Source organism: Streptomyces tagetis (assembly GCF_018069565.1).
In the GTDB taxonomy this organism is placed as follows: domain Bacteria; phylum Actinomycetota; class Actinomycetes; order Streptomycetales; family Streptomycetaceae; genus Streptomyces; species Streptomyces tagetis.
Window position 1 is genome coordinate 1,013,698 of sequence record NZ_JAGPNL010000001.1, and the last position, 20,322, is coordinate 1,034,019.

A 20,322-nucleotide genomic window follows, 5' to 3' on the forward strand; every position below is an offset into this window, starting at 1 on the left:
CCGGGTCAGTGCCCGAAGGTGAACCAGTTCACGTTCACGAAGTCCGCGGGCTGGCCGCTGGTGAACGTCAGGAACACGTCGTGGGTGCCCGTCACCGAGCTGATGTTGGCCGGGACGGACCGCCACGACTGCCAGCCGCCCGTGTTGCCCACCGAGAAGCTGCCGATGGGGGCGTTGGCGCGGCTGTCGAGGCGCACCTCCACCAGTCCGCTGACCCCGGTCGCGGCTCCGCTCGCCACCCGCGCCGTGAACTGCCGGGCCGGCGTCGAGCCGAACTGCACGCCCTTGTACTGCGCCCAGTCGCCGTTGGCGAGGGCGGCCAGGTTCTGGCCGCCGCCGGAGTCCGTAGTGGCCTCGGTCAGCACGCCGGACTGGGCGTCGTACGACTCGGCCTGGATGGTGCCGTAGGCGTCACGGCTGCCGGTGGGCGGGGGAGTGGTGCCGCCCCCGCCGCTCGACAGCACCTGCACGTAGTCCACGACCATCGAGTGGCCGGGCTGGGTGCCGCCGTCCGGGCCGCCGCCGAAGGCGTCCGGGAAGCCGCCGCCCATGGCCACGTTGAGGATGAGGAAGTAGCCGTGGTTCGTGGCGTTGGCCCAGGTCGCCGCGTCGACCTGGTTGGCGCGCACCGTGTGGTAGTTGTTCCCGTCGACGAGGAAGCGGATCTCCTCGACGCTCTTGGAGCGGTCCCACTCCACGCCGTAGGTGTGGAAGGCGGCCTGGCAGGTGGCGCCGGGGCAGGTGGTGCTGCCGCCGATGCCGGTGGTCTCGTTGCACGGGCCGCCCGGCGAGGTGCCGCAGTGCATCGTGGCCCACACCGTGTTGATGCCCTGGGTGTTCTCCATGATGTCGATCTCGCCGACACCGGGCCAGTTCCAGTAGTTGCCCCGGTAGGGGCTGCCGAGCATCCAGAACGCGGGCCAGTAGCCCTTCGCGGCTGCCCCGGTGACGTTCGGGACCTGGATGCGGGCCTCGACGCGCAGGGTGCCGCCGGCCGGGGGCTGGAAGTCGGTGCGCTTGGTCTCGATCCGGCCGGACGTCCAGTTGCCGGCGGCGTCGCGGCGCGGGGTGATGCGGAGGTTGCCGTTGCCGTCGAGGGAGACGTTGTCCGTGCTGGACGTCATCGTCTCGATCTCGCCGGTGCCGAAGTTGGCGGGGCCGCCCGGGTACGACGTCCCGGTCGTGTACTGCCAGTTGCTCGTGTTCACGCCGGAGCCGGCCGGGCCGTCGAAGTCGTCGACGAAGACCTGCGTCCAGCCGGACGGGGGCGGCGGGGCGGCGGCGCTCGCGGACGGGCCGGTGACGGCGGTCGCGCCGGCGGCGAGGCCGAGCGTGCCGACGACGGCCACCAGCGCCCGGTGCCAGGGGCGCCGTCTGGGCGGGTTGCCGGAGGTCTCACTCATGTGGGGGTCGCCTCTCGGGTGCGGGAGTGTGAGGGGTGGATCGCCCCGGAGCGCGCGGGCGGTCGCGGACCGCGTTTGAGAGCGCTCTCAGGATGTGGTCAATGTGCTCTGAGACGTATCCGCCGTCAAGAGGTGAAGCCGAGAAAGTCCTTACGGAGTAAGGGAGTTCACTCCGTGAATCAGGCCAATGCGCCCAAGCGGGAGGGCCGGGGTCACCGGGCCGGCGGCACGACCGGCGCGGCCCGCCGCCGTCGTCCCCCGGCCGTCACCACTGCGTCGCGGTCCCCCGTACGTCACCACTGCCTTGCGGTCCCCCGTCCGTCACCACTGCCTTGCGGTCCCCCGTCCGTCACCACTGCCTTGCGGTCCCCCGTCCGTCACCACTGCCATGCGGTGCGCCGTCCGTCACCAGTGCCTCGCGGCCCCCCCCGTCCGTCACCACTGCCTCGCGGCCCCCCGTCCGTCACCCGCCGACCGGGTACCGCACCCCCGGCCGTACCGAGGGCGCGGGCCGCCAGCCGAGCGCCCGCGAGATCCCCCGCGCCGCCAGCCGCACCGCCGGGACCAGCGTGGGCACGGCCGCCCCCTCGCGCGGCACCACCACCGACACGGCGGCGGCCACCGCGCCGTCCCCGCCGCGCACCGGCGCCGCCACCGACAGCGCGTCGCCGGTCACCTGCCGGTCGCTCACCGCCGCCCCGGTGCGCCGCACCTCCGCCAGCACCCGGCGCAGCCGCACCGGATCGGTGATCGTGAACGGGGTGAACGCGGCCAGCGGCCCCGAACAGTAGGCGCCCTGGTACTCCGGCGTGCCGTGCGCCAGCAGCGCCAGGCCGACCCCGGTCGCGTGCAGCGGCCAGCGCCCGCCGACCCGGATGTGCACGTCCACCGCCGAGCGGCCCGAGAGCCACTCCACGTAGACCACGTCGTCCCCGTCGCGCACCGCCAACTGCACGTTCTCGTGCGTCGCCTCGTACAGGTCCTCCAGGTACGGCAGCGCGGCCTGCCGCAGCGCCAGTCCGCGCGGGGCGAGCACGGCGATCTCCCACAGCCGCAGCCCCACGTGGTAGAGCCCCTCCCCGTCCCGCTCCAGCGCGCCCCACTCGGTGAGCGCGCCCACCAGGCGGTGCGCGGTGGTCAGGCTCAGTCCGGCCCGCCGGCTGATGTCCGTGAGGCTCAGGGCCGGGTGCGCGAGGTCGAACGCGGCGAGCACGGCCAGCAGCCGCTCGGGCGCGGAACGGGCGGTCATGCCGGGCGTCCCTTCGGGGGTCGGTGGAGTGGAGGAGGAGGCGGAACGGGAAGGTCGGGGCAGGTCGGGGGCGGTACGGCGGCCGGGCCGGCCGCCGGATGCGGGTGTCGCGCAGAGGGTACGTCTCCGCAGCCTTCCGGCACAGGGGGTGGACGCACTCATTCCGGACGCGCCGCGGCCCCGCGCGGCCGTCCGGACCGGCCGCCGGCCATGCCATGATCGGCGCCGGGCCGGAAGCGGAGGCCCCCGGGGCGAGCGGGAGAGCGGGAGAGGGGACGCGGGCATGAGGCTGACGATCGTGGGGGGCGGCGGATTCCGGGTGCCGCTGGTGTACGGGGCGCTCCTCGGGGACCGCGCCGAGGGCCGGGTGAGCGAGGTGGTGCTGTACGACCCCGACCCGGACCGGCTGTCGGCGGTCACCCGGGTCCTGGCCGAACAGGCCGCCGACGTGCCCGACGCGCCCGCGGTGACCGCCACGACCGACCTGGACACGGCGCTGCGCGGCGCCCGGTTCGTGTTCTCCGCGATCCGCGTCGGGGGCCTGGAGGGCAGGGCGCGGGACGAGCGGGTCGCCTTCGCCGAGGGCGTCCTCGGCCAGGAGACGGTCGGCGCGGGCGGCATCGCCTACGGGCTGCGCACCGTGCCGGTCGCCGTCGACCTCGCCCGCCGGGTGGCCCGGCTCGCCCCGGACGCCTGGGTCATCAACTTCACCAACCCGGCCGGACTGGTCACCGAGGCCATGTCCCGTCACCTCGGCGACCGCGTCATCGGCATCTGCGATTCACCGGTCGGCCTCGGCCGCCGCGTCGCCCGCGCGCTCGGCGCCGACCCCGGCCGGGCGGCGATCGACTACGCGGGCCTCAACCACCTCGGCTGGGTCCGCGCGGTCCGGATCGACGGCCGCGACCAACTGCCGCGCCTGCTCGCCGACCCCGAGCTGCTCGGCACCGTCGAGGAGGGCCGGCTCTTCGGCGCCGACTGGCTGCGCGAACTCGGCGCCGTCCCCAACGAGTACCTGCACTACTACTACTTCCACCGCGAGGCCGTCCGCGCCGGCGCGGGACCCGGCCCGACCCGCGGCGCCTTCCTCCACCGGCAGCAGGGCCGCTTCTACGAGGAGGCACGCCGCCCCGGCACCGGTGCCCTCGCCGCCTGGGAGCGCACCCGCGCCGAACGCGAGGCCACCTACATGGCGGAGAACCGGGAGAGCGCGGGCGCGGGCGACCGCGAGCCCGAGGACCTCTCCGGCGGCTACGAGAAGGTCGCCCTCGCCCTGATGCGGGCCATCGCCCGCGACGAGCGCGCCACCCTGATCCTCAACGTCCGCAACCGCGGCACCCTGGCCGCGCTCGACGCCGAGGCCGTCGTCGAGGTGCCCTGCCTGGTCGGCGCGAACGGCGCCCGGCCGATGGCCGCCGATCCGCTGCCCGCGCACGCCACCGCCCTGGTCTGTGCGGTCAAGGCCGTCGAGCGGGAGGTGCTGGCGGCGGCGGAGACCGGCTCGCGCGCCACGGCCGTCAAGGCGTTCGCCCTGCACCCGCTCATCGACTCGGTGGACGTCGCCCGCCGCCTCGTCGACGGCTACACCGCCGTCCACCCGGGCCTCGCCTACCTGCGCTGACCGGCCCCCCCCGGGCACGCCCTAGGCAGGCGCCCCGGCGGCCGGGCCCGGGGCCTGCGCGGCCGGGGGAGCGGCCGGACCCGTCGCCCCGGACCCCTCCGTGCGCTGCTGGGGCAGGGACACCGGCCGCAGCGCGCGCGGCCCCGACACCACCGCGTAGTCCTGCCCCAGGTACGGCGGCACCAGCTCGCCGGGATCGTCCCCGAGCGCCAGCCGCAGAGCCGCCCACGGCGCGTTGAGCCCGCACAGCGACAACTGGTGCAGCCCGCCCGCCGGGCGGGTGTTGACGTCCATCAGCACCGGCCGGTCGCCGTACATCCGGAACTGGAGGTTGGAGAGGTGGTGCAGCCGGAACGCCTCGGCGATGTGCCGGGCCGGGCCGAGCCACCGCTCGTGCAGGGTGAAGCCCCGGCGCCGGCCGCGCTTGGTGCGGCCCACCGCCATCCGTGCCCGGTCGTCCGGACCGGTGAGGCAGTCCACCGAGACCTCCGGCTCCTCCAGCCGCGGCATCACCAGCCAGTCGACCGGCTCCTCGGCCGCCCGCAGCGCCGCCACGACCAGATGCAGCGGCACGTGGGAGCTCGGGAAGCCGCTGAGGTGACCGAGGGAGAAGGGGGAGCGGGTGACCGTACGGAAGCCCACCCCGCCCGCGCCCGCCGCCGGTTTGAAACAGGCCCGGTCGCCACCCGCCTCCAACTCCTCGACGGCCGCCACGAGTTCGTCGGCGGTACGGACCCGCCACCACGGCGGCACCGGCACCCCGATGGACCGCACCGCCTCGTAGGCGACGACCTTGTCCCGGAAGACCGCCACCGACTCCGGCGGCGGGGCGAGCAGCGCCGTGCCGATCTCCGCGAACTCGGCGCGGTGCGCGGCGAGCACCTCCTGATGCAGCCGCGGTACGAAGACGTCGATGCCGCGCCGCGCGCACTGGTCGAGCGCGTACTCCACGTACCCCGCCGGGGAGAGCCCCTCCGGCTCCGGCTCGGCGGTGTCCGCCGCCGCCAGCACGGGGGAGTCCGGGTCGCCGTGCGTCGCGTGGATCTCCACGGGCCGGCCGTCCGGGTTGCGCCGGAGCTGGTCCATGAAGAACACGTTCTCCGCGTACGTGCGGTTGAGCCAGACGCGTACCCGAGAGTTCATGGCGGCGCCGCCTTTCACAGGACGCGGGCAGGCCCGAGGAGGCCGTGCCCGGCCGGGGGAGATGGAGGGACGCCGGGCCGCCCTGCGCTGAGGGGAGGTCGCAACGGTGGCGTCGGGGCGATCATAGGGCTTCGCGGGCCGCCCGGCGCAACGCGTGCCGAGGGGGCCTCGCCACGCCGGTGCGGGGGTGGCGGGATTGCGCCGTCCGGCCGCGTCGGGGCGGTCTTGTGGCGCCGAGGGCGGATGTGATCCCCTACCGTCGCAGGGGTGCGCGAAGGAGTGGGGATGACGGGGAGGCCCGGTGGTCCGGGGCGGCTGTGGGCCATCAGCGACCTGCACGTCGGCCACGAGGAGAACCGCGCCCTGGTCGAGGGGATGCGGCCCTCCTCCGACGAGGACTGGCTGCTGGTCGCCGGCGATGTGGCCGAGACCGTCCCCGACATCCGCTGGGCCCTCGCCACCCTGGCCGGCCGTTTCCGCCGGGTCGTCTGGACCCCCGGCAACCACGAGCTGTGGACCCACCCCCGGGACACCACCGGGCTGCGCGGCGAGGCCCGTTACCGGCACCTCGTCGAGGTGTGCCGCTCCCTCGGCGTGACGACGCCCGAGGACCCCTATCCGGTGTGGGAGGGCGAGGGCGGCCCCGCGGTCGTCGCCCCGCTCTTCCTGCTCTACGACTACTCGTTCCTGCCCGAGGGCACCTCGACCAAGGACGAGGGACTGGCCTACGCCCAGGGCACCGGCGTGATCTGCACCGACGAGTACCTGCTCCACCCCGACCCGTACCCCAGCCGCGACGCGTGGTGCCGGGCCCGGGTCGCCGAGACCGAGCGCCGGCTCGCCGAGCTGCCGATCGACCTGCCGACGGTCCTGGTCGGCCACTACCCGCTGGACCGCCACCCCACCGAGGTGCTGCGGTACCCGGAGTTCGCCATGTGGTGCGGCACCACCCTGACCGCCGACTGGCACCGCCGCTTCCGGGTCGACACGATGGTCTACGGACACCTCCACATCCCCCGGACCACCTGGCACGAGGGCGTCCGCTTCGAGGAGGTGTCGGTGGGCTACCCCCGGGAGTGGCGCGAGCGGAACCGGCCGCCCGGCCGGCTGCGGCACATCCTGCCGAGGAAGGACACGGCGCGTTGATCGAGGAGCTGCTGCCGGAGCCGGTCGTCGCGGTGGAGGCCCACGGCCTCGACGACGCCGCCCACACCCCGCTCTACCCCGAGGAGGAGGCCCTCGTGGCGCGGGCCGTCGCCAAACGGCGCCGCGAGTTCACCGCGGTGCGCTCCTGCGCCCGGCGCGCGATGGAGAAGCTGGGCGTGGCCCCGCAGGCCGTGCTCAGCGGCGAGCGGGGGGCGCCGCGCTGGCCCGCCGGGCTGATCGGCAGCATGACCCACTGCGACGGCTACTGCGCCGCCGCGCTGGTCCGCGCCACGGAGCTGGTCTCCCTCGGCATCGACGCAGAGCCCGACGGCCCGCTGCCCGACGGGGTGCTGTCCGCCGTGGCCCTGCCCGACGAGGCGCGGCGGCTGCGGACGCTGGCCGCCGAGGCGCCGGGCGTCCACTGGGAGCGGCTGCTGTTCAGCGCCAAGGAGTCGGTCTACAAGGCGTGGTTCCCGCTCACCGGGGCGTGGCTGGACTTCATGGAGGCCGACATCGAGATCTCCGTGGACCCCGGCGGACACCGAGGCGGCCTGCGCGCCACCCTCCTCGTCCCGGGCCCCTCGGTGGCCGGCCGCCCCGTGACCCACTTCGAGGGCCGCTGGACAACCGCCCGCGGCCTCCTCGCCACCGCGATCACGATCCCCCACCCACCCCACACCTGACCACCGGGGGCCGCGTCCGCCGACGCCCCTCGGCGAGCGCGGGCCGGGGCGATCGCCCGTCAGCCCAGGTAGCCGAGGGACGTCTCGATGCGGCCCGCCAGGTGGTCCCGCTGGACCGGTCCCCGCAGGGACGAACCGGCCAGCCATGTGCGGCACTTGCTGGCGAGGAGCAGGCCGAAGCCCTCGGCCTCGCGTTCGTCGGCGAGGTCGAAGCGGGAGCGGGCGGCGACCGCGCGTACCGTGGCCCGCAGCGCCTCCCCGTCGATCTCGCCCAGGCCCCCGTCCAGCAGCCGGGCGGCGACCGGGACGCCCTCCACCCGGTGGCCTCGGTGCCCGGCCCGCATATGCCACAGTTCGTGACCCAGGATCACCAACTGGTGGTCGGGAGCGGTGTGTTCCTCGACCACCACGAGGTCCTGGTCGGCCATGTCGAGCCACAGACCGCTCGCCGTGCCCGGCGGGAACGCGGAGAGGCAGAAGCGGACCGGACGGCCCCGGCGCCGGCTCATCGCCTCGCACAACTGGGTGCACAGGTCCAACGGCCGCGCGGGGGCCGGCAGCGTCAGCTCGCCGACCAGCTCGCCGCAGAGGCGGCGCATCTGCCTGCCGATGCCCACGCTTCTCCCCCGGATCACGACTCGGGCCGCTTGACGCTCTCCAGGAGCATGTCCAGCCACTCGGCGACCTTGTCGCGGTGCTGGTCGGTGGGGAGTTGGGCGGCCCGCCAGGCGATGCCGCGCACTCCGTGGTCCTGGAGCAGCCGCTCCAGCGGGTCCTCGGCGACCGCGTCGGCCGCCCGCTCCCGGTCGGCGAGCTGCTGGAGGAGTTCCTGCTCGGTGTGGTGCAGGGCGTGCACCAGGGCCTCGGGGTCCTCGGCGGTCAGGAAGCCCGCGTGCACGCGGAAGAAGCGCTGGATGGCGTCGCAGTGCTCCATGGTGGGCCGCCGGTCGCCGTTGATGAGGGCGCCGGCCTGCTGCCGGGACATCCCGGCGCCGTCGGCTATCTCCTGCTGGGTGTATTTGCGGCCGTTGGGCTTGAGCCGGGTGCGCCGCAGCAGGTCCAGCCGCTGCACGAAGCGGGCCTGGACGTCGGGTTCACCCGCCGCACACCCTCCCAGCAGGGCCTTGACCACCGGTTCGGGGACACCGGAGGCGACGGAGAGCCGGCCGGGGTCGACGACCTGCGCGTGTGCCACGCCGAGCCGGTCCGCGAGTGCGGTGACCCGGGCGAGGACGGCCGGCAGTGCCGCCGTCGGCTTGGCGTCCGGACCCTCGAAGCCACCCGTCACCGACAGATCTCCTACGTCTCTCCCAGGCCACACAGGATTCTCACATACGCGAAGCCGTGAACTTCCCGGAGAGTAGCCTGCCGCTCGAACCCACCTCCAGGTCTCGCCACAACTGTGGCCAATTTCAGCCGTCAACCGGCATGAAATGCCACGATAGTTGACACGCCTCGCGTCGGGGCATCAGGATCGGGACGCCGCGAGAAGGCCGCATAGGCAAGAGGGGTGACCTCCCGATGGCATTTCAGGCAGGAGGGCAGCGGCCGGCACCGCGGCCCGCACCCGCGAATCCCGAAGCCCAGGCGTATCTCCAGGACTACGCCGCCCTCCTGGACGCCGTCCCCCATCCGTCCCTCGTCGTCGACCACCGCTGGGACGTGGTCCTCGTCAACGGGGCCTTCCGGTCGCTCTTCGGGGGCGCCGGGCCGCACCCGACGGCCATGCCCGCCGACAACTTCCTCCGCTTCGTCCTCTTCCACCCCGACGCCTCCGCCGTCCTCGGCGAACACGAGTCGAGCTGGTGCCTGCCGATGCTGGCGCACTTCGCCGCCGCCGTGGAGCGCCACGGCCACGACCACGGACTCCAGGCCATCCGCCGCGACATCGCCGAGGACCCGATCATGGAGGCCGCCTACCGGCAGGGCCTGCCGCACTGGGTCCGCGCCGTCGGCCGCAAGGCCGTCGAGCACGACGGGGCGGTACGGCCGCTGCGCCACCCCGACCCGCGGTGGGGCGCCACCGAATGCCGCATCGTCGTCGAGACCCCCAGCTCGCTCGCCGAACTCGGCTACACGCGGCTGACCTTGGTGCTGCGCGAGACGCGCCGCGCCCCGCACCGGCGCGGACGGCCCCGGCGCACCGGCTCCCACCTGCGCGTGGTCGCCGCGTCCGACTGACCCGGCGGGCACCCCGCGCGGGGCGAGGTGCCCGAGCCGGGCCGCCCGCAGCCGACCCGGAGCGACCCGGAGGCCCCGGTGTTCCGTACGCCGGCCTTCCGGGAGGTCCCCGTCCGCCACGGCGAGCCCGACGGGCCCCGAGCCCGACGGGCCCCGAGCCGCCGAACCCGAGCCACCGAGCCCGAGCCGTCGGGCCCGCCGCCGGACGCCGCCCGCCTCACGGTGGAAGCCTCCCGCTCGCCGACGCCCTGCCGCTGCTCGGCGCCCGGGAGGTGACCTCCCCGATGCCGCTCCCCTTCGAGGAACCCGGCATCCGACCCGTACCCCGCCCGCCCACGCACCCCCGGCGCAACCCGCCCCGCCCCTGACGCAAGCCGTTTGCATTCCTTGCGCTATTCTTGCGCTCATGACGCGACGACTTGCTGAGGTGGCGAAGAAGGTCGGGGTCAGCGAGGCCACGGTCAGCCGGGTGCTGAACAACAAGCCCGGGGTCTCCCAGGCCACCCGGCAGTCGGTCCTCTCCGCCCTCGACGTCCTCGGCTACGAACGGCCCACCCTGCTGCGCGGCGAACGCGCCCGGCTGGTCGGACTGGTCCTGCCCGAACTGCAGAACCCGATCTTCCCGGCCTTCGCCGAGGTCATCGGCGGCGCCCTCGCCCAACTGGGCCTGACCCCGGTGCTGTGCACCCAGACCAAGGGCGGCGTCTCCGAGGCCGACTACGTCGACCTGCTCCTGCAACAGCAGGTCTCCGGCGTGGTCTTCGCCGGCGGGCTGTACGCGCAGGCCGACGCGCCCCACGGCCACTACGAGCGCCTGGCCGACCGCAACATCCCGGTCGTGCTGGTCAACGCGGCCATCGAGCACCTCGGCTTCCCCGGCGTCTCCTGCGACGACGCCGTCGCCGTGGAACAGGCGTGGCGGCACCTGTCCTCCCTCGGCCACGAGCGCATCGGCCTCGTCCTCGGCCCCGGCGACCACCAGCCCTCCGCGCGCAAGCTGGCCGCCGCCCGCGCCGTCGGCGACGTGCCGGACGCCTACGTCGCGCGCACGATGTTCTCCATCGAGGGCGGCCACGCCGCCGCCACCGGCCTCATCGAGGCGGGCGTCACCGGCTTCGTCTGCGCCAGCGACCCGCTCGCCCTCGGCGTCGTTCGCGCCGCCCGCCGCAAGGGCCTCGACGTGCCGGGCCGGATCTCCGTCGTCGGCTACGACGACTCCGCGCTGATGAACTGCACCGAGCCGCCCCTGACCACCGTCCGCCAGCCCATCGAGGCCATGGGCCGGGCCGTCGTCGACCTGCTGAGCGCCCAGATCGACGGCAGCGCCGTGGCCCCCCGGGAACTGCTCTTCGAACCCGAGCTGGTGGTGCGGGGGTCGACCGCGCAAGCGCCCCGTCCCTGAGATCCCTTCACCTGTCGAGAAATTTCTCATCCTGCGCGATATCTTGCGCGGTCCCGTCACCGGTGCTTGAGTGTGCGACGCCCACCGCTCCTGTCCCTAAGGGGTCACCGATGTCACGCACCGGGTTCCGCCGTACCTTCGCCGTGCTGAGCGTGTGCTCGCTCGCCTTCACCGCCGCCGCGTGCGGGTCGGACGACGACACCGCGAGCGGCAAGACCCGCATCACGGTCAACTGCATGCCGCCCAAGAGCGCCAAGGTCGACCGGCGGTTCTTCCAGGAGGACATCGCCGCGTTCGAGAAGGCCCACCCGGACATCGACGTCGTCCCGCACGACGCGTTCCCCTGCCAGGACCCCAAGACCTTCGACGCCAAACTGGCCGGCGGCCAGATGGAGGACGTCTTCTACACGTACTTCACCGACGCCCGGCACGTCGTCGACATCGGCCAGGCCGCCGACCTCACCGAGTACGTCGCCGAGCTGGAGAGCTACGACACGCTCCAGCCGCAACTGCGGGACATCTACACCGTCGACGGCAAGGTCTACGGCATCCCCCGCACCGGCTACTCGATGGGCCTGATCTACAACAAGGCCCTCTTCCGCAAGGCCGGACTCGACCCCGACCGGCCCCCCGCCACCTGGGACGAGGTCCGCACCGCCGCGAAGCGCATCGCCGGCCTCGGCGGCGGCACCGTCGGATACGCCGACTACAGCGCCCAGAACCAGGGCGGCTGGCACTTCACCGCCGAGCTGTACTCGCGCGGCGGGAGCGTCGTCGGCGACGACGGCAAGAAGGCCACCGTCGACACCGCCGAGGGCCGCGCCGTCCTGCGCACCCTGCACGACATGCGCTGGACCGACCGCTCCATGGGCAGCAAGCAGCTCCTCGTCATCAACGACGCCCAGCAGATGATGGGCTCGGGCAAGCTCGGCATGTACCTCGCCGCCCCCGACAACATCCCGATCCTCGTCAAGGAGAAGGGCGGCGACTACCAGGACCTCGCCCTCGCCCCCATGCCCGGCGGCCGGGCCACCCTCATCGGCGGCGACGGCTACATGATCAACAAGAAGGCGAGCCCCGAGCAGATCCGGGCCGCCCTGAAGTGGCTCGACCACATGTTCCTCACCCCCGGCTCCGGCTTCCTCGGCGACTACGCCCGCGCCGAGAAGGGCGACGCCCCCGTCGGCCTGCCCGAACCCCGCCTCTTCACCGGCGCCGCCGACGCCGAGGACCAGCGGGTCAAGCAGGCCCACGCCAACGTCCCGGTGGAGAACTACCAGCCCTTCCTGGAGGGCAACCACAAGCTCGACATGCGGATCGAACCGCCGCACGCCCAGCAGATCTACTCCGTCCTCGACGGGGTCGTCTCCGCCGTCCTCACCAAGGAGGACGCCGACATCGACACCCTCCTCAAGGACGCCTCCGGCAAGATCGACGGCATCCTGGCCCGGGGCTGACCGACGATGAGGACCGCCGAACACCGGCCGGCCCCACCGCTCCCGCCGCCCCCCGTCACCGCACCCGGCCCGGCCCGGGACCGCCGCCGGCGCCGCCTCGCCGAACAGACCCGTGCCTACGCCTTCCTCGCCGGCGGCCTGCTCTGCTTCGCCCTCTTCTCCTGGTACCCGGCGATCCGCGCCGTCGTCATCGCCTTCCAGACCTACACGCCGGGCTCACCGCCCGAGTGGGCCGGCACCGCCAACTTCACCCGCGTCCTGCACGACCCCGAGTTCGCCGCCGCCTGGCGCAACACCTTCACCTTCACCGGCCTCGCCCTGCTGATCGGCTTCGCCGTCCCGTTCGTCCTCGCCCTCGTCCTCAACGAACTGCGCCACGCCAGAGCCTTCTTCCGCGTCGTCGTCTACCTGCCGGTGATGATCCCGCCGGTGGTCAGCGCCCTGCTGTGGAAGTGGTTCTACGACCCCGGCACCGGCCTCGCCAACCAGGCGCTGCGCCTGCTCCACCTGCCCACCTCGAACTGGTCCAACGGCGCCGACACCGCCCTGCTCTCCCTGGTCGTCGTCGCCACCTGGGCCACGATGGGCGGCACCGTCCTCATCTACCTCGCCGCCCTCCAGTCCATCCCCGGCGAGCTGTACGAGGCCGCCGAACTGGACGGCGCCGGGCTGTTCCAGCGCATCCGGCACGTGACGATCCCGCAGACCCGGTTCGTCATCCTCATGCTGATGCTCCTTCAGATCATCGCCACCATGCAGGTGTTCACGGAACCCTTCGTCATCACCGGCGGCGGCCCCGAGAACGCCACCGTCACCGTCCTCTACCTCATCTACAAGTACGCCTTCCTCTACAACGACTTCGGCGGCGCCTGCGCGCTGAGCGTCCTGCTCCTGCTGCTGCTCGGCCTCTTCTCCGCCGTCTACCTCCGGCTCACCCGCACCGACGGGGAGGACGCGTGAGCACCGCCCCCCGCACCCTCGTCTCCCCCGCCGCCCTCGCCCGGCCCCGCGGCAAGGCCGTGTACTGGACCGTCTTCACCGGCACCCTCCTGCTCTTCACGCTCGCCTTCCTCTTCCCCGTCTACTGGATGGCGACCGGCGCCATGAAGTCGCCCGACGAGGTGGCCCGCACCCCGCCCACCCTCGTCCCCGACTCCTGGCGGCTCGACGGCTACACCGACGCCTGGGAGCTGATGGACCTCCCGGTCCACCTGGGCAACACCGTGATCCAGGCGGCCGGCGCCTGGCTGCTCCAACTGGTCCTGTGCACGGCCGCCGCCTACGCCCTGTCCCGGCTCCGGCCGGCCTTCGGCAAGGTGATCCTCGGCGGCATCCTCGCCACCCTCATGGTGCCCGCCCAGGCCCTCGTCGTCCCGAAGTACCTCACCGTCGCCGACCTGCCCCTGATCCACACCAGCCTGCTCAACGACCCCCTCGGCATCTGGCTCCCGGCCGTCGCCAACGCCTTCAACCTCTACCTGCTCAAGCGGTTCTTCGACCGCGTCCCGCGCGATGTGCTGGAGGCCGCCGAGATCGACGGCGCAGGCCCCCTGCGCATCCTGTGGTCGGTCGTCCTGCCCATGTCCCGGCCGGTCCTCGGCGTGGTGTCGATCTTCGCCCTGGTCGCCGTCTGGCAGGACTTCCTCTGGCCGCTCATGGTCTTCTCCGACACCGACAAGCAGCCGATCAGCGTGGCACTGGTACAGCTCTCGCAGAACATCCCGCTGACCGTGCTCATCGCCGCCATGGTCATCGCCAGCATCCCCATGGTCGTGATGTTCCTCGTCTTCCAGCGGCACATCATCGCCGGGATCAGCGCGGGCAGCACCAAGGGCTGACGCCCTCCCCCCGACAGAAAGGCACCCGACCGTGGGACAGCCCACCCCCCACACCTGCGACTGGTGGCGCTCCGCCGTCATCTACCAGGTCTACGTCCGCAGCTTCGCCGACGCCGACGGCGACGGCACCGGCGACCTCGCCGGCGTCCGCGCCCGCCTCCCGTACCTCGCCGAACTCGGCGTCGACGCCCTGTGGTTCAACCCCTGGTACCTCTCCCCGATGAAGGACGGCGGCTACGACGTCGCCGACTACCGCGCCGTCGACCCGGCCTTCGGCACCCTCGCCGAGGCCGAGAAGCTCATCGGCGAGGCCCGCGAACTCGGCATCCGCACCCTCGTCGACATCGTCCCCAACCACGTATCCGACCAGCACCCCTGGTTCCGCGCCGCGCTCGCCGGCGGACCCGGGCGCGACCTGTTCCACTTCCGCGCGGGCCGCGGTGCCGACGGCGAACTCCCGCCCAACGACTGGCGGTCGGAGTTCGGCGGACCCGCCTGGACCCGGCTGCCCGACGGCGACTGGTACCTCCACCTCTTCGCCCCCGAGCAGCCCGACCTCAACTGGGCCCACCCCGCCGTCCGGCGGGAACACGAGGACATCCTCCGCTTCTGGTTCGAACGGGGCGTCGCCGGCGTCCGCATCGACTCCGCCGCCCTGCCCGCCAAGGACCCCCGGCTCCCCGACCTCGCCGACGGCACCGGCCCCCACCCCTACGTCGACCGCGACGAACTCCACGAGATCTACCGCTCCTGGCGTGCCGTCGCCGACGAGTACGGAGCCGTCTTCGTCGGCGAGGTCTGGCTCCCCGACGCCGAACGCTTCGCCCGCTACCTGCGCCCCGACGAACTCCACACCGCCTTCAACTTCGCCTTCATGACCTGCCCCTGGGACCCCGCCCGGCTGCGCGCCGCCATCGACGCCACCCTCGCCGAACACGCCCCCGTCGGCGCCCCCGCCACCTGGGTGCTCTGCAACCACGACGTCACCCGCACCGTCACCCGCTACGGCCGCGCCGAGACCGGCTTCGACTTCGCCGCCAAGCGGTTCGGCACCCCCACCGACCTCGCCCTCGGCACCCGCCGCGCCCGCGCCGCCGCCCTGCTCTCCCTCGCCCTGCCCGGCTCCGTCTACCTCTACCAGGGCGAGGAACTGGGCCTGCCCGAGGCCGACATCCCCCTCGACCGCATCGAGGACCCCATGCACGCCCGCTCCGGCGGCACCGACCCCGGCCGCGACGGCTGCCGGGTGCCGCTGCCGTGGACCGCCGACGCCCCCCACGCCGGCTTCGGCGGCGCACCCTGGCTGCCCCAGCCCCCGGGCTGGGCGGCGTACGCGGCCGACCGGCAGGCGGCCGACCCCGGCTCCCTCCTCAGCCTCTACCGCGAGGCGATCCGGCGCCGTCCGGTCTTCGGCACCGGACCCCTGACCTGGCTCCCCGCCCCCGACGGCGTCCTCGCCCTCGGCCGCGCGGACACCGCCGCCGTCTGCGTCGTCAACCTCGCGGACGGGCCCGTGGACCTCCCCGCACACACCGAACTCCTCCTCGCCAGCGGCCCGCTCACCCCCGACGGGAAGCTGCCGAAGGACACCGCGGTCTGGCTCGGCACCTGACCCGTCCCGACCGCGCCCCGCTGTCCCCGCACCCCCACACGAAGGGATCGGCACATGCACACGCACGGTTCAGGAACACTCCGGCGGGGCCCCGCGGCCCTCGCCACCGCGGTGGCCCTCGCCGCCGGCACCCTCGTCGCCCTCGCCCCCGCCCCGGCCCACGCCGCCGCGGGCGCCACCCTCCCCTTCACCTCCGTCGAGGCCGAGTCCGCCACCACCACCGGCACCCGCATCGGCCCCGACACCACCCAGGGCACCCTCGCCTCCGAGGCGTCCGGACGCCAGGCCGTCCGCCTCAACGCCGGACAGCGCGTCGAGTTCACCGCGCCGCGCGCCGCCAACGCCCTCACCGTCGCCTACAGCGTCCCCGACGGCCAGTCCGGCACCCTGGCCGTCTACGTCAACGGCCAGAGACTGGCCAGGACGCTCCCGGTCACCTCCAAGTACTCGTACGTCGACACCCCCTGGATCGCCGGCTCCCGCACCCACCACCTCTACGACAACACCCGCGCGCTGCTCGGGCAGGACGTCCGTGCCGGCGACACCGTCGCCCTGGAGGCCACCGGCGTCCAGGTCACCGTGGACGTCGCCGACTTCGAGCAGGTCGCCGCGGCCACCGGCAAGCCCTCCGGCGCCGTCTCCGTCACCGACAAGGGCGCCGACCCCAGCGGCCAGGGCGACTCCACCCAGGCGTTCCGGGAGGCCATCGCCGCCGCCCGGGGCGGCACGGTGTGGATACCGCCCGGCGAGTTCCGCATCACCTCCTCGCTCAGCGGCGTGGAGAACGTCACCGTCCGGGGCGCCGGCGCCTGGCACTCCGTGGTGCGCGGCTCCCGCTTCATCGACCAGTCCGCCTCCTCCGGCAACGTCCACCTGCGGGACTTCGCCGTCATCGGCGAGGTCACCGAACGCGTCGACTCCAGCCCGGACAACTTCGTCAACGGCACCCTGGGCCCGAACTCCTCCGTCTCCGGCATGTGGCTCCAGCACCTCAAGGTCGGCCTCTGGCTCACCGGGAACAACGACAACCTCGTCGTCGAGGACAACCGCATCCTCGACACCACCGCCGACGGCCTCAACCTCAACGGCAACGCCCGCGGCGTGAAGGTCCGCAACAACTTCCTGCGCAACCAGGGCGACGACGCGCTCGCCATGTGGTCCCTGTACGCGCCGGACACCGCCAGCAGCTTCGAGAACAACACCATCAGCCAGCCCAACCTGGCCAACGGCATCGCCATCTACGGCGGCACCGACATCACCGTGCGCGGCAACCTGATCTCCGACACCAACGCGCTCGGCAGCGGTATCGCCATCTCCAACCAGAAGTTCCTGGACCCGTTCTCGCCGCTGGCCGGCACCATCACCGTCGACGGCAACACCCTCGTGCGCACCGGGGCGATGAACCCCAACTGGAGCCACCCCATGGGCGCGCTGCGCGTCGACTCCTACGACAGCGCCATCGAGGCGCAGGTCCGCATCTCCAACACGACGATCACCGACAGCCCGTACAGCGCCTTCGAGTTCGTCTCCGGCGGCGGGCGCGGGTACGCCGCGAAGAACATCACCGTGGACGGGGCGACCGTGCGCGCCACCGGCACCGTCGTCGTCCAGGCCGAGTCCCCGGGCGCCGCCACCCTGCGCAACGTCACCGCGACCGGCGTCGGCGCCGCCGGGATCTACAACTGCCCCTACCCGTCAGGCTCGGGCGCCTTCGTCCTCACCGACGGCGGCGGCAACTCCGGCTGGAACAGCACCTGGTCGGACTGCTCCACCTGGCCCCAGCCCGGCCAGGGCAACCCCGACCCGGGCCCCGACCGCAACCTCGCCCTCGGCCGGCCGGCCACCGCCACCGGCTCCCAGGACGTCTACACCCCGGGCAAGGCGGTCGACGGGGACGCCAACAGCTACTGGGAGTCGGCCAACAACGCCTTCCCGCAGGCCCTCACCGTCGACCTCGGCTCCGCCCAGCCGGTACGGCGGCTGGTGCTGAAGCTGCCCCCGCAGTCGGTGTGGCAGGCCCGCACCCAGACCCTCTCCGTGCAGGGCAGCACGGACGGGTCGGCGTACTCGACGCTGGTCGCCTCGAAGGAGTACCGCTTCGACCCGGCGAGCGGGAACACCGTCACCATCCCGGTGAACGGCACCGTCCGTCACCTGCGGCTCCACGTCACCGGCAACACCGGGTGGCCGGCGGCCCAGTTCAGTGAGGTGGAGGCGTACCTGTCCTGATCCGGGACCGGGCCGGCGCCGTCGCGGGCGCCGGCCCGGGGGTCACAGGTCCAGTACGAGCCGCGGGCCGCGGCAGCGGGAGACGCAGATCAGCATCGTCTCCCCGGCGGCCCGCTCCTCCTCGTTCAGGACCGAGTCACGGTGGTCGATCTCGCCCTCGACCACCTCGGTCTCGCAGGTGCCGCAGGTGCCCTCCGCGCAGGAGTACAGCACCTCGGTGCCCGCGGACCGGACCGCGTCCAGCACGGAGACGCCGGGCGCGACGGTGACGGTCGTCCCGCTGCGGGCGAGGACGACCTCGAACGCGGTGTCCGCCCCGGTCTCCACCGCCTTCGGCCGGAACCGCTCGGTGCGCAGCACCCCGGCCGGGCACCGCTCCTCGACCGCGTCCAGCAGCGGCCCCGGGCCGCAGCAGTAGACGAGGGTGCCCTCCGGCACGTCGTCCAGGACGCGGGCGAGGTCGAGTCGCCCGCTCTCGTCCTCGGGCGCCACGGTGACCCGCTCGCCCCACCGCTCCAGTTCGCCGGTGAAGGCCATGGAGCCCCGGCTGCGCCCGCCGTAGAGCAGGCTCCACTCGGCGCCCGCCGCCTCCGCGGCGGCCACCATCGGCAGGAGCGGGGTGATGCCGATGCCGCCGGCGACGAACCGGTAGCGGGCGGCGGGCTCCAGCCGGAAGTGGTTGCGTGGCCCCCGGACCCGGACCTTGTCCCCGGGGCGCAGCCGCTCGTGCACGAACCGCGAGCCGCCGCGCCCGTCCCGCTCGCGCAGGACGGCGATCCGCCAGCTTCGCCGGTCGGCGGGGTCGCCGCAGAGCGAGTACTGCCGCTCCAGGTCCGGGCCGAGCAGCAGGTCGACGTGGGCGCCGGGCTCCCAGGCGGGCAGCGGCTCGTCCAGCACCCCGCGCAGGGTGAGGGCGAGTACGCCGTCGGCCGCGGTCTCCCGGTCCGCGACGACGAGTTCGGTCTCGTCCCCGCTCATGAGCCCTCTCCCCGGGGGCGGTGTCCGTCCGGGTGGGAGAGCATCCATTCCCACATCACGACCGGGTCGTCGGCGCTGTGCTCGGCGCCGCAGTGGCAGGTGCCGTGCAGTACGTCGGTGCCCGGGAGCCAGTCGATCCGGTAGATCTCCCCGGGGGAGGGACGCGACGGCGCGGTCACCGGGCCGCCTCCACGGGCCGGGCGCCCTCCTCGATCAGACGGGTGAGGATACGGCGCGCGGCGAGTCCGCCGGTGTCGATGTTGATGCTCAGCTCCTGGTAGCCGGCGCGCTCGGTGCGCAGGGTGCGCTGGAGCAGGTTGAGGGCGACCACGTCCTGCATGACGACCGTGTGGTTGTTCTTGCGGAGGTACTCGGTGACCTCCTCGTCCTCGGTCGCCCAGTCGCGGGAGACCGCCCAGAAGTCGTAGACCTTGCCGGGCTCGGACGGCGTGATGGCGTACGTGATCTCGGTGTGGAAGCCGTTCGGGTCGCTGCCGTCGGCCTCGGGCAGCACGCCGACCGGGGCGACCCGGCTGTGCAGCAGGTACAGGCAGGGGGCGTGGTACTCGATGTCCTGCCAGCGCGAGATGCGGCCCTCGATGCCGGTGGTCCTGGCGTAGAAGGGCGGGCACTCCGCGTCTTCCATGTGCCGGCTCACCCGGACGATGCCGGCGCCCTCGTCGACCTCCGTGGTGATCGGCGTCTCGGCGACCTCCGGGGTGCCGATGTAGCCGCCGTGCAGGTACGTCTCGTGGGAGAGGTCGAGCAGGTTGTCGACGAGCAGCCCGTAGTCGGCGTCGATCGGCTCCATGCCGCGGACGGTGACCCAGCCGGGGGAGCCCAGGTGCCGGGCGCGCGGGACGGCCTCCGGGTCGGCGAGGGCCGGGTCGCCGATCCAGACCCACACCAGCGAGTCCCGCTCGACGACGGGGTAGGAGGCCAGCCGCGCGGTGCGCGGGACCCGTTTCTGGCCGGGCACGTACACACAGGCGCCGCTCGTGTCGTACGTGAACCCGTGGTAGCCGCAGACGACGCGGTCGCCGTCGAGGCGGGTGGGCGCCTCGGAGAGCGGGAAGCGGCGGTGCACGCACCGGTCGTGCAGGACCACCGGGTCCCCGGTCTCCTCGGAGCGGTAGAGGATCAGGGGCTCTCCGAGGATCGTCCGCCCCAGCAGTTCCCGTCCCACCTCTTCCGCGTACGCGGCGACGTACCAGTGGTTGCGGGCGAATTCCGTGATGTGCGCCATGGTGACGGCTCCCGTCTCTTCGTGGTGGCGCCATGCTGGTGACGCGGCTCATACCGGCGCAATGCGGCTTCCGCCGGGCGGAAGTGAGCGTGGACAAGGTTGCGGAGGAGCCTCCACACGGGACGGCCGCGCGG

At 73.5% G+C, this 20,322-nt stretch carries 18 protein-coding genes; 10 read left to right on the plus strand and 8 right to left on the minus strand.

Annotated features, from left to right (window positions below):
- Positions 1-5: 5 nt before the first annotated feature.
- Positions 6-1,403, minus strand: a complete 1,398-nt coding sequence (locus J5Y05_RS04300; protein WP_210868379.1) for a glycoside hydrolase family 16 protein — start codon at positions 1,401-1,403, stop codon at positions 6-8.
- Between the two features lie 463 nt (positions 1,404-1,866).
- A complete protein-coding gene (locus J5Y05_RS04305; protein ID WP_210868380.1) occupies positions 1,867-2,652 on the minus strand; it encodes an IclR family transcriptional regulator in 786 nt (261 codons plus the stop codon).
- Between the two features lie 283 nt (positions 2,653-2,935).
- Between J5Y05_RS04305 and J5Y05_RS04310 the strand changes: the two genes are divergently transcribed.
- Complete coding sequence (locus J5Y05_RS04310; RefSeq protein ID WP_210868381.1) at positions 2,936-4,273, plus strand: 6-phospho-beta-glucosidase; 1,338 nt, start codon at positions 2,936-2,938, stop codon at positions 4,271-4,273.
- A 21-nt stretch (positions 4,274-4,294) separates the two neighbouring features.
- Here the strand turns inward: J5Y05_RS04310 and J5Y05_RS04315 are convergent, their stop codons facing one another.
- Positions 4,295-5,416 carry an ATP-grasp domain-containing protein gene (locus tag J5Y05_RS04315; RefSeq protein WP_210868382.1) on the minus strand — a complete coding sequence of 374 codons (1,122 nt, stop codon included), beginning with the start codon at positions 5,414-5,416 and terminating at the stop codon, positions 4,295-4,297.
- 285 nt (positions 5,417-5,701) lie between these two features.
- On the opposite strand from J5Y05_RS04315, the gene J5Y05_RS04320 reads away from it, so the two are divergent.
- Together J5Y05_RS04320 and J5Y05_RS04325 are read left to right on the plus strand one after the other, a co-directional pair.
- The gene (locus J5Y05_RS04320) at positions 5,702-6,562 is read left to right on the plus strand and encodes a metallophosphoesterase family protein (protein ID WP_210868383.1); all 861 of its coding nucleotides are present in this window, start codon (positions 5,702-5,704) and stop codon (positions 6,560-6,562) included.
- Positions 6,559-7,245, plus strand: coding sequence for a 4'-phosphopantetheinyl transferase family protein (locus J5Y05_RS04325; RefSeq protein WP_210868384.1), 687 nt, complete (start codon positions 6,559-6,561; stop codon positions 7,243-7,245). Before J5Y05_RS04320 ends, J5Y05_RS04325 begins: the two co-directional genes overlap by 4 nt.
- Positions 7,246-7,304: 59 nt before the next feature.
- On the opposite strand, the gene J5Y05_RS04330 is transcribed toward J5Y05_RS04325, so the two are convergent.
- Together J5Y05_RS04330 and J5Y05_RS04335 are read right to left on the minus strand one after the other, a co-directional pair.
- Complete coding sequence (locus J5Y05_RS04330) at positions 7,305-7,844, minus strand: toxin-antitoxin system, toxin component (RefSeq protein WP_210869697.1); 540 nt, start codon at positions 7,842-7,844, stop codon at positions 7,305-7,307.
- A gap of 32 nt (positions 7,845-7,876) precedes the next feature.
- The gene (locus J5Y05_RS04335; protein WP_210868385.1) at positions 7,877-8,533 is read right to left on the minus strand and encodes a helix-turn-helix domain-containing protein; all 657 of its coding nucleotides are present in this window, start codon (positions 8,531-8,533) and stop codon (positions 7,877-7,879) included.
- 233 nt (positions 8,534-8,766) lie between these two features.
- Between J5Y05_RS04335 and J5Y05_RS04340 the strand changes: the two genes are divergently transcribed.
- From J5Y05_RS04340 to J5Y05_RS04370, 7 genes are all read left to right on the plus strand, one after another.
- On the plus strand, positions 8,767-9,426 hold the full coding sequence (locus J5Y05_RS04340) for an MmyB family transcriptional regulator (RefSeq protein WP_210868386.1): 660 nt from the start codon (positions 8,767-8,769) through the stop codon (positions 9,424-9,426).
- Positions 9,427-9,832: 406 nt separating this feature from the next.
- Positions 9,833-10,828, plus strand: a complete 996-nt coding sequence (locus J5Y05_RS04345; protein ID WP_210868387.1) for a LacI family DNA-binding transcriptional regulator — start codon at positions 9,833-9,835, stop codon at positions 10,826-10,828.
- A gap of 110 nt (positions 10,829-10,938) precedes the next feature.
- Positions 10,939-12,285 carry an ABC transporter substrate-binding protein gene (locus tag J5Y05_RS04350; RefSeq protein ID WP_210868388.1) on the plus strand — a complete coding sequence of 449 codons (1,347 nt, stop codon included), beginning with the start codon at positions 10,939-10,941 and terminating at the stop codon, positions 12,283-12,285.
- 6 nt (positions 12,286-12,291) lie between these two features.
- Positions 12,292-13,245: a carbohydrate ABC transporter permease gene (locus J5Y05_RS04355; protein ID WP_210868389.1), complete on the plus strand. Its 954-nt coding sequence runs from the start codon at positions 12,292-12,294 to the stop codon at positions 13,243-13,245.
- Positions 13,242-14,123, plus strand: a complete 882-nt coding sequence (locus J5Y05_RS04360; RefSeq protein ID WP_210868390.1) for a carbohydrate ABC transporter permease — start codon at positions 13,242-13,244, stop codon at positions 14,121-14,123. Before J5Y05_RS04355 ends, J5Y05_RS04360 begins: the two co-directional genes overlap by 4 nt.
- A 31-nt stretch (positions 14,124-14,154) precedes the next feature.
- Positions 14,155-15,735, plus strand: a complete 1,581-nt coding sequence (locus J5Y05_RS04365) for a glycoside hydrolase family 13 protein (protein ID WP_210868391.1) — start codon at positions 14,155-14,157, stop codon at positions 15,733-15,735.
- 54 nt (positions 15,736-15,789) lie between these two features.
- Positions 15,790-17,964 (plus strand): discoidin domain-containing protein, encoded by a 2,175-nt coding sequence (locus J5Y05_RS04370; RefSeq protein WP_210868392.1) that lies wholly within the window; start codon positions 15,790-15,792, stop codon positions 17,962-17,964.
- A 42-nt stretch (positions 17,965-18,006) separates the two neighbouring features.
- Here J5Y05_RS04370 and J5Y05_RS04375 read toward each other — a convergent pair whose 3' ends face one another.
- From J5Y05_RS04375 to J5Y05_RS04385, 3 genes are read right to left on the minus strand one after another with little or no spacing between them, the layout of a single operon-like run.
- Positions 18,007-18,942 (minus strand): PDR/VanB family oxidoreductase, encoded by a 936-nt coding sequence (locus J5Y05_RS04375; RefSeq protein ID WP_210868393.1) that lies wholly within the window; start codon positions 18,940-18,942, stop codon positions 18,007-18,009.
- Positions 18,939-19,121, minus strand: a complete 183-nt coding sequence (locus J5Y05_RS04380; protein WP_210868394.1) for a hypothetical protein — start codon at positions 19,119-19,121, stop codon at positions 18,939-18,941. Before J5Y05_RS04380 ends, J5Y05_RS04375 begins: the two co-directional genes overlap by 4 nt.
- On the minus strand, positions 19,118-20,188 hold the full coding sequence (locus J5Y05_RS04385; RefSeq protein ID WP_210868395.1) for a Rieske 2Fe-2S domain-containing protein: 1,071 nt from the start codon (positions 20,186-20,188) through the stop codon (positions 19,118-19,120). Before J5Y05_RS04385 ends, J5Y05_RS04380 begins: the two co-directional genes overlap by 4 nt.
- Positions 20,189-20,322: the final 134 nt, after the last annotated feature.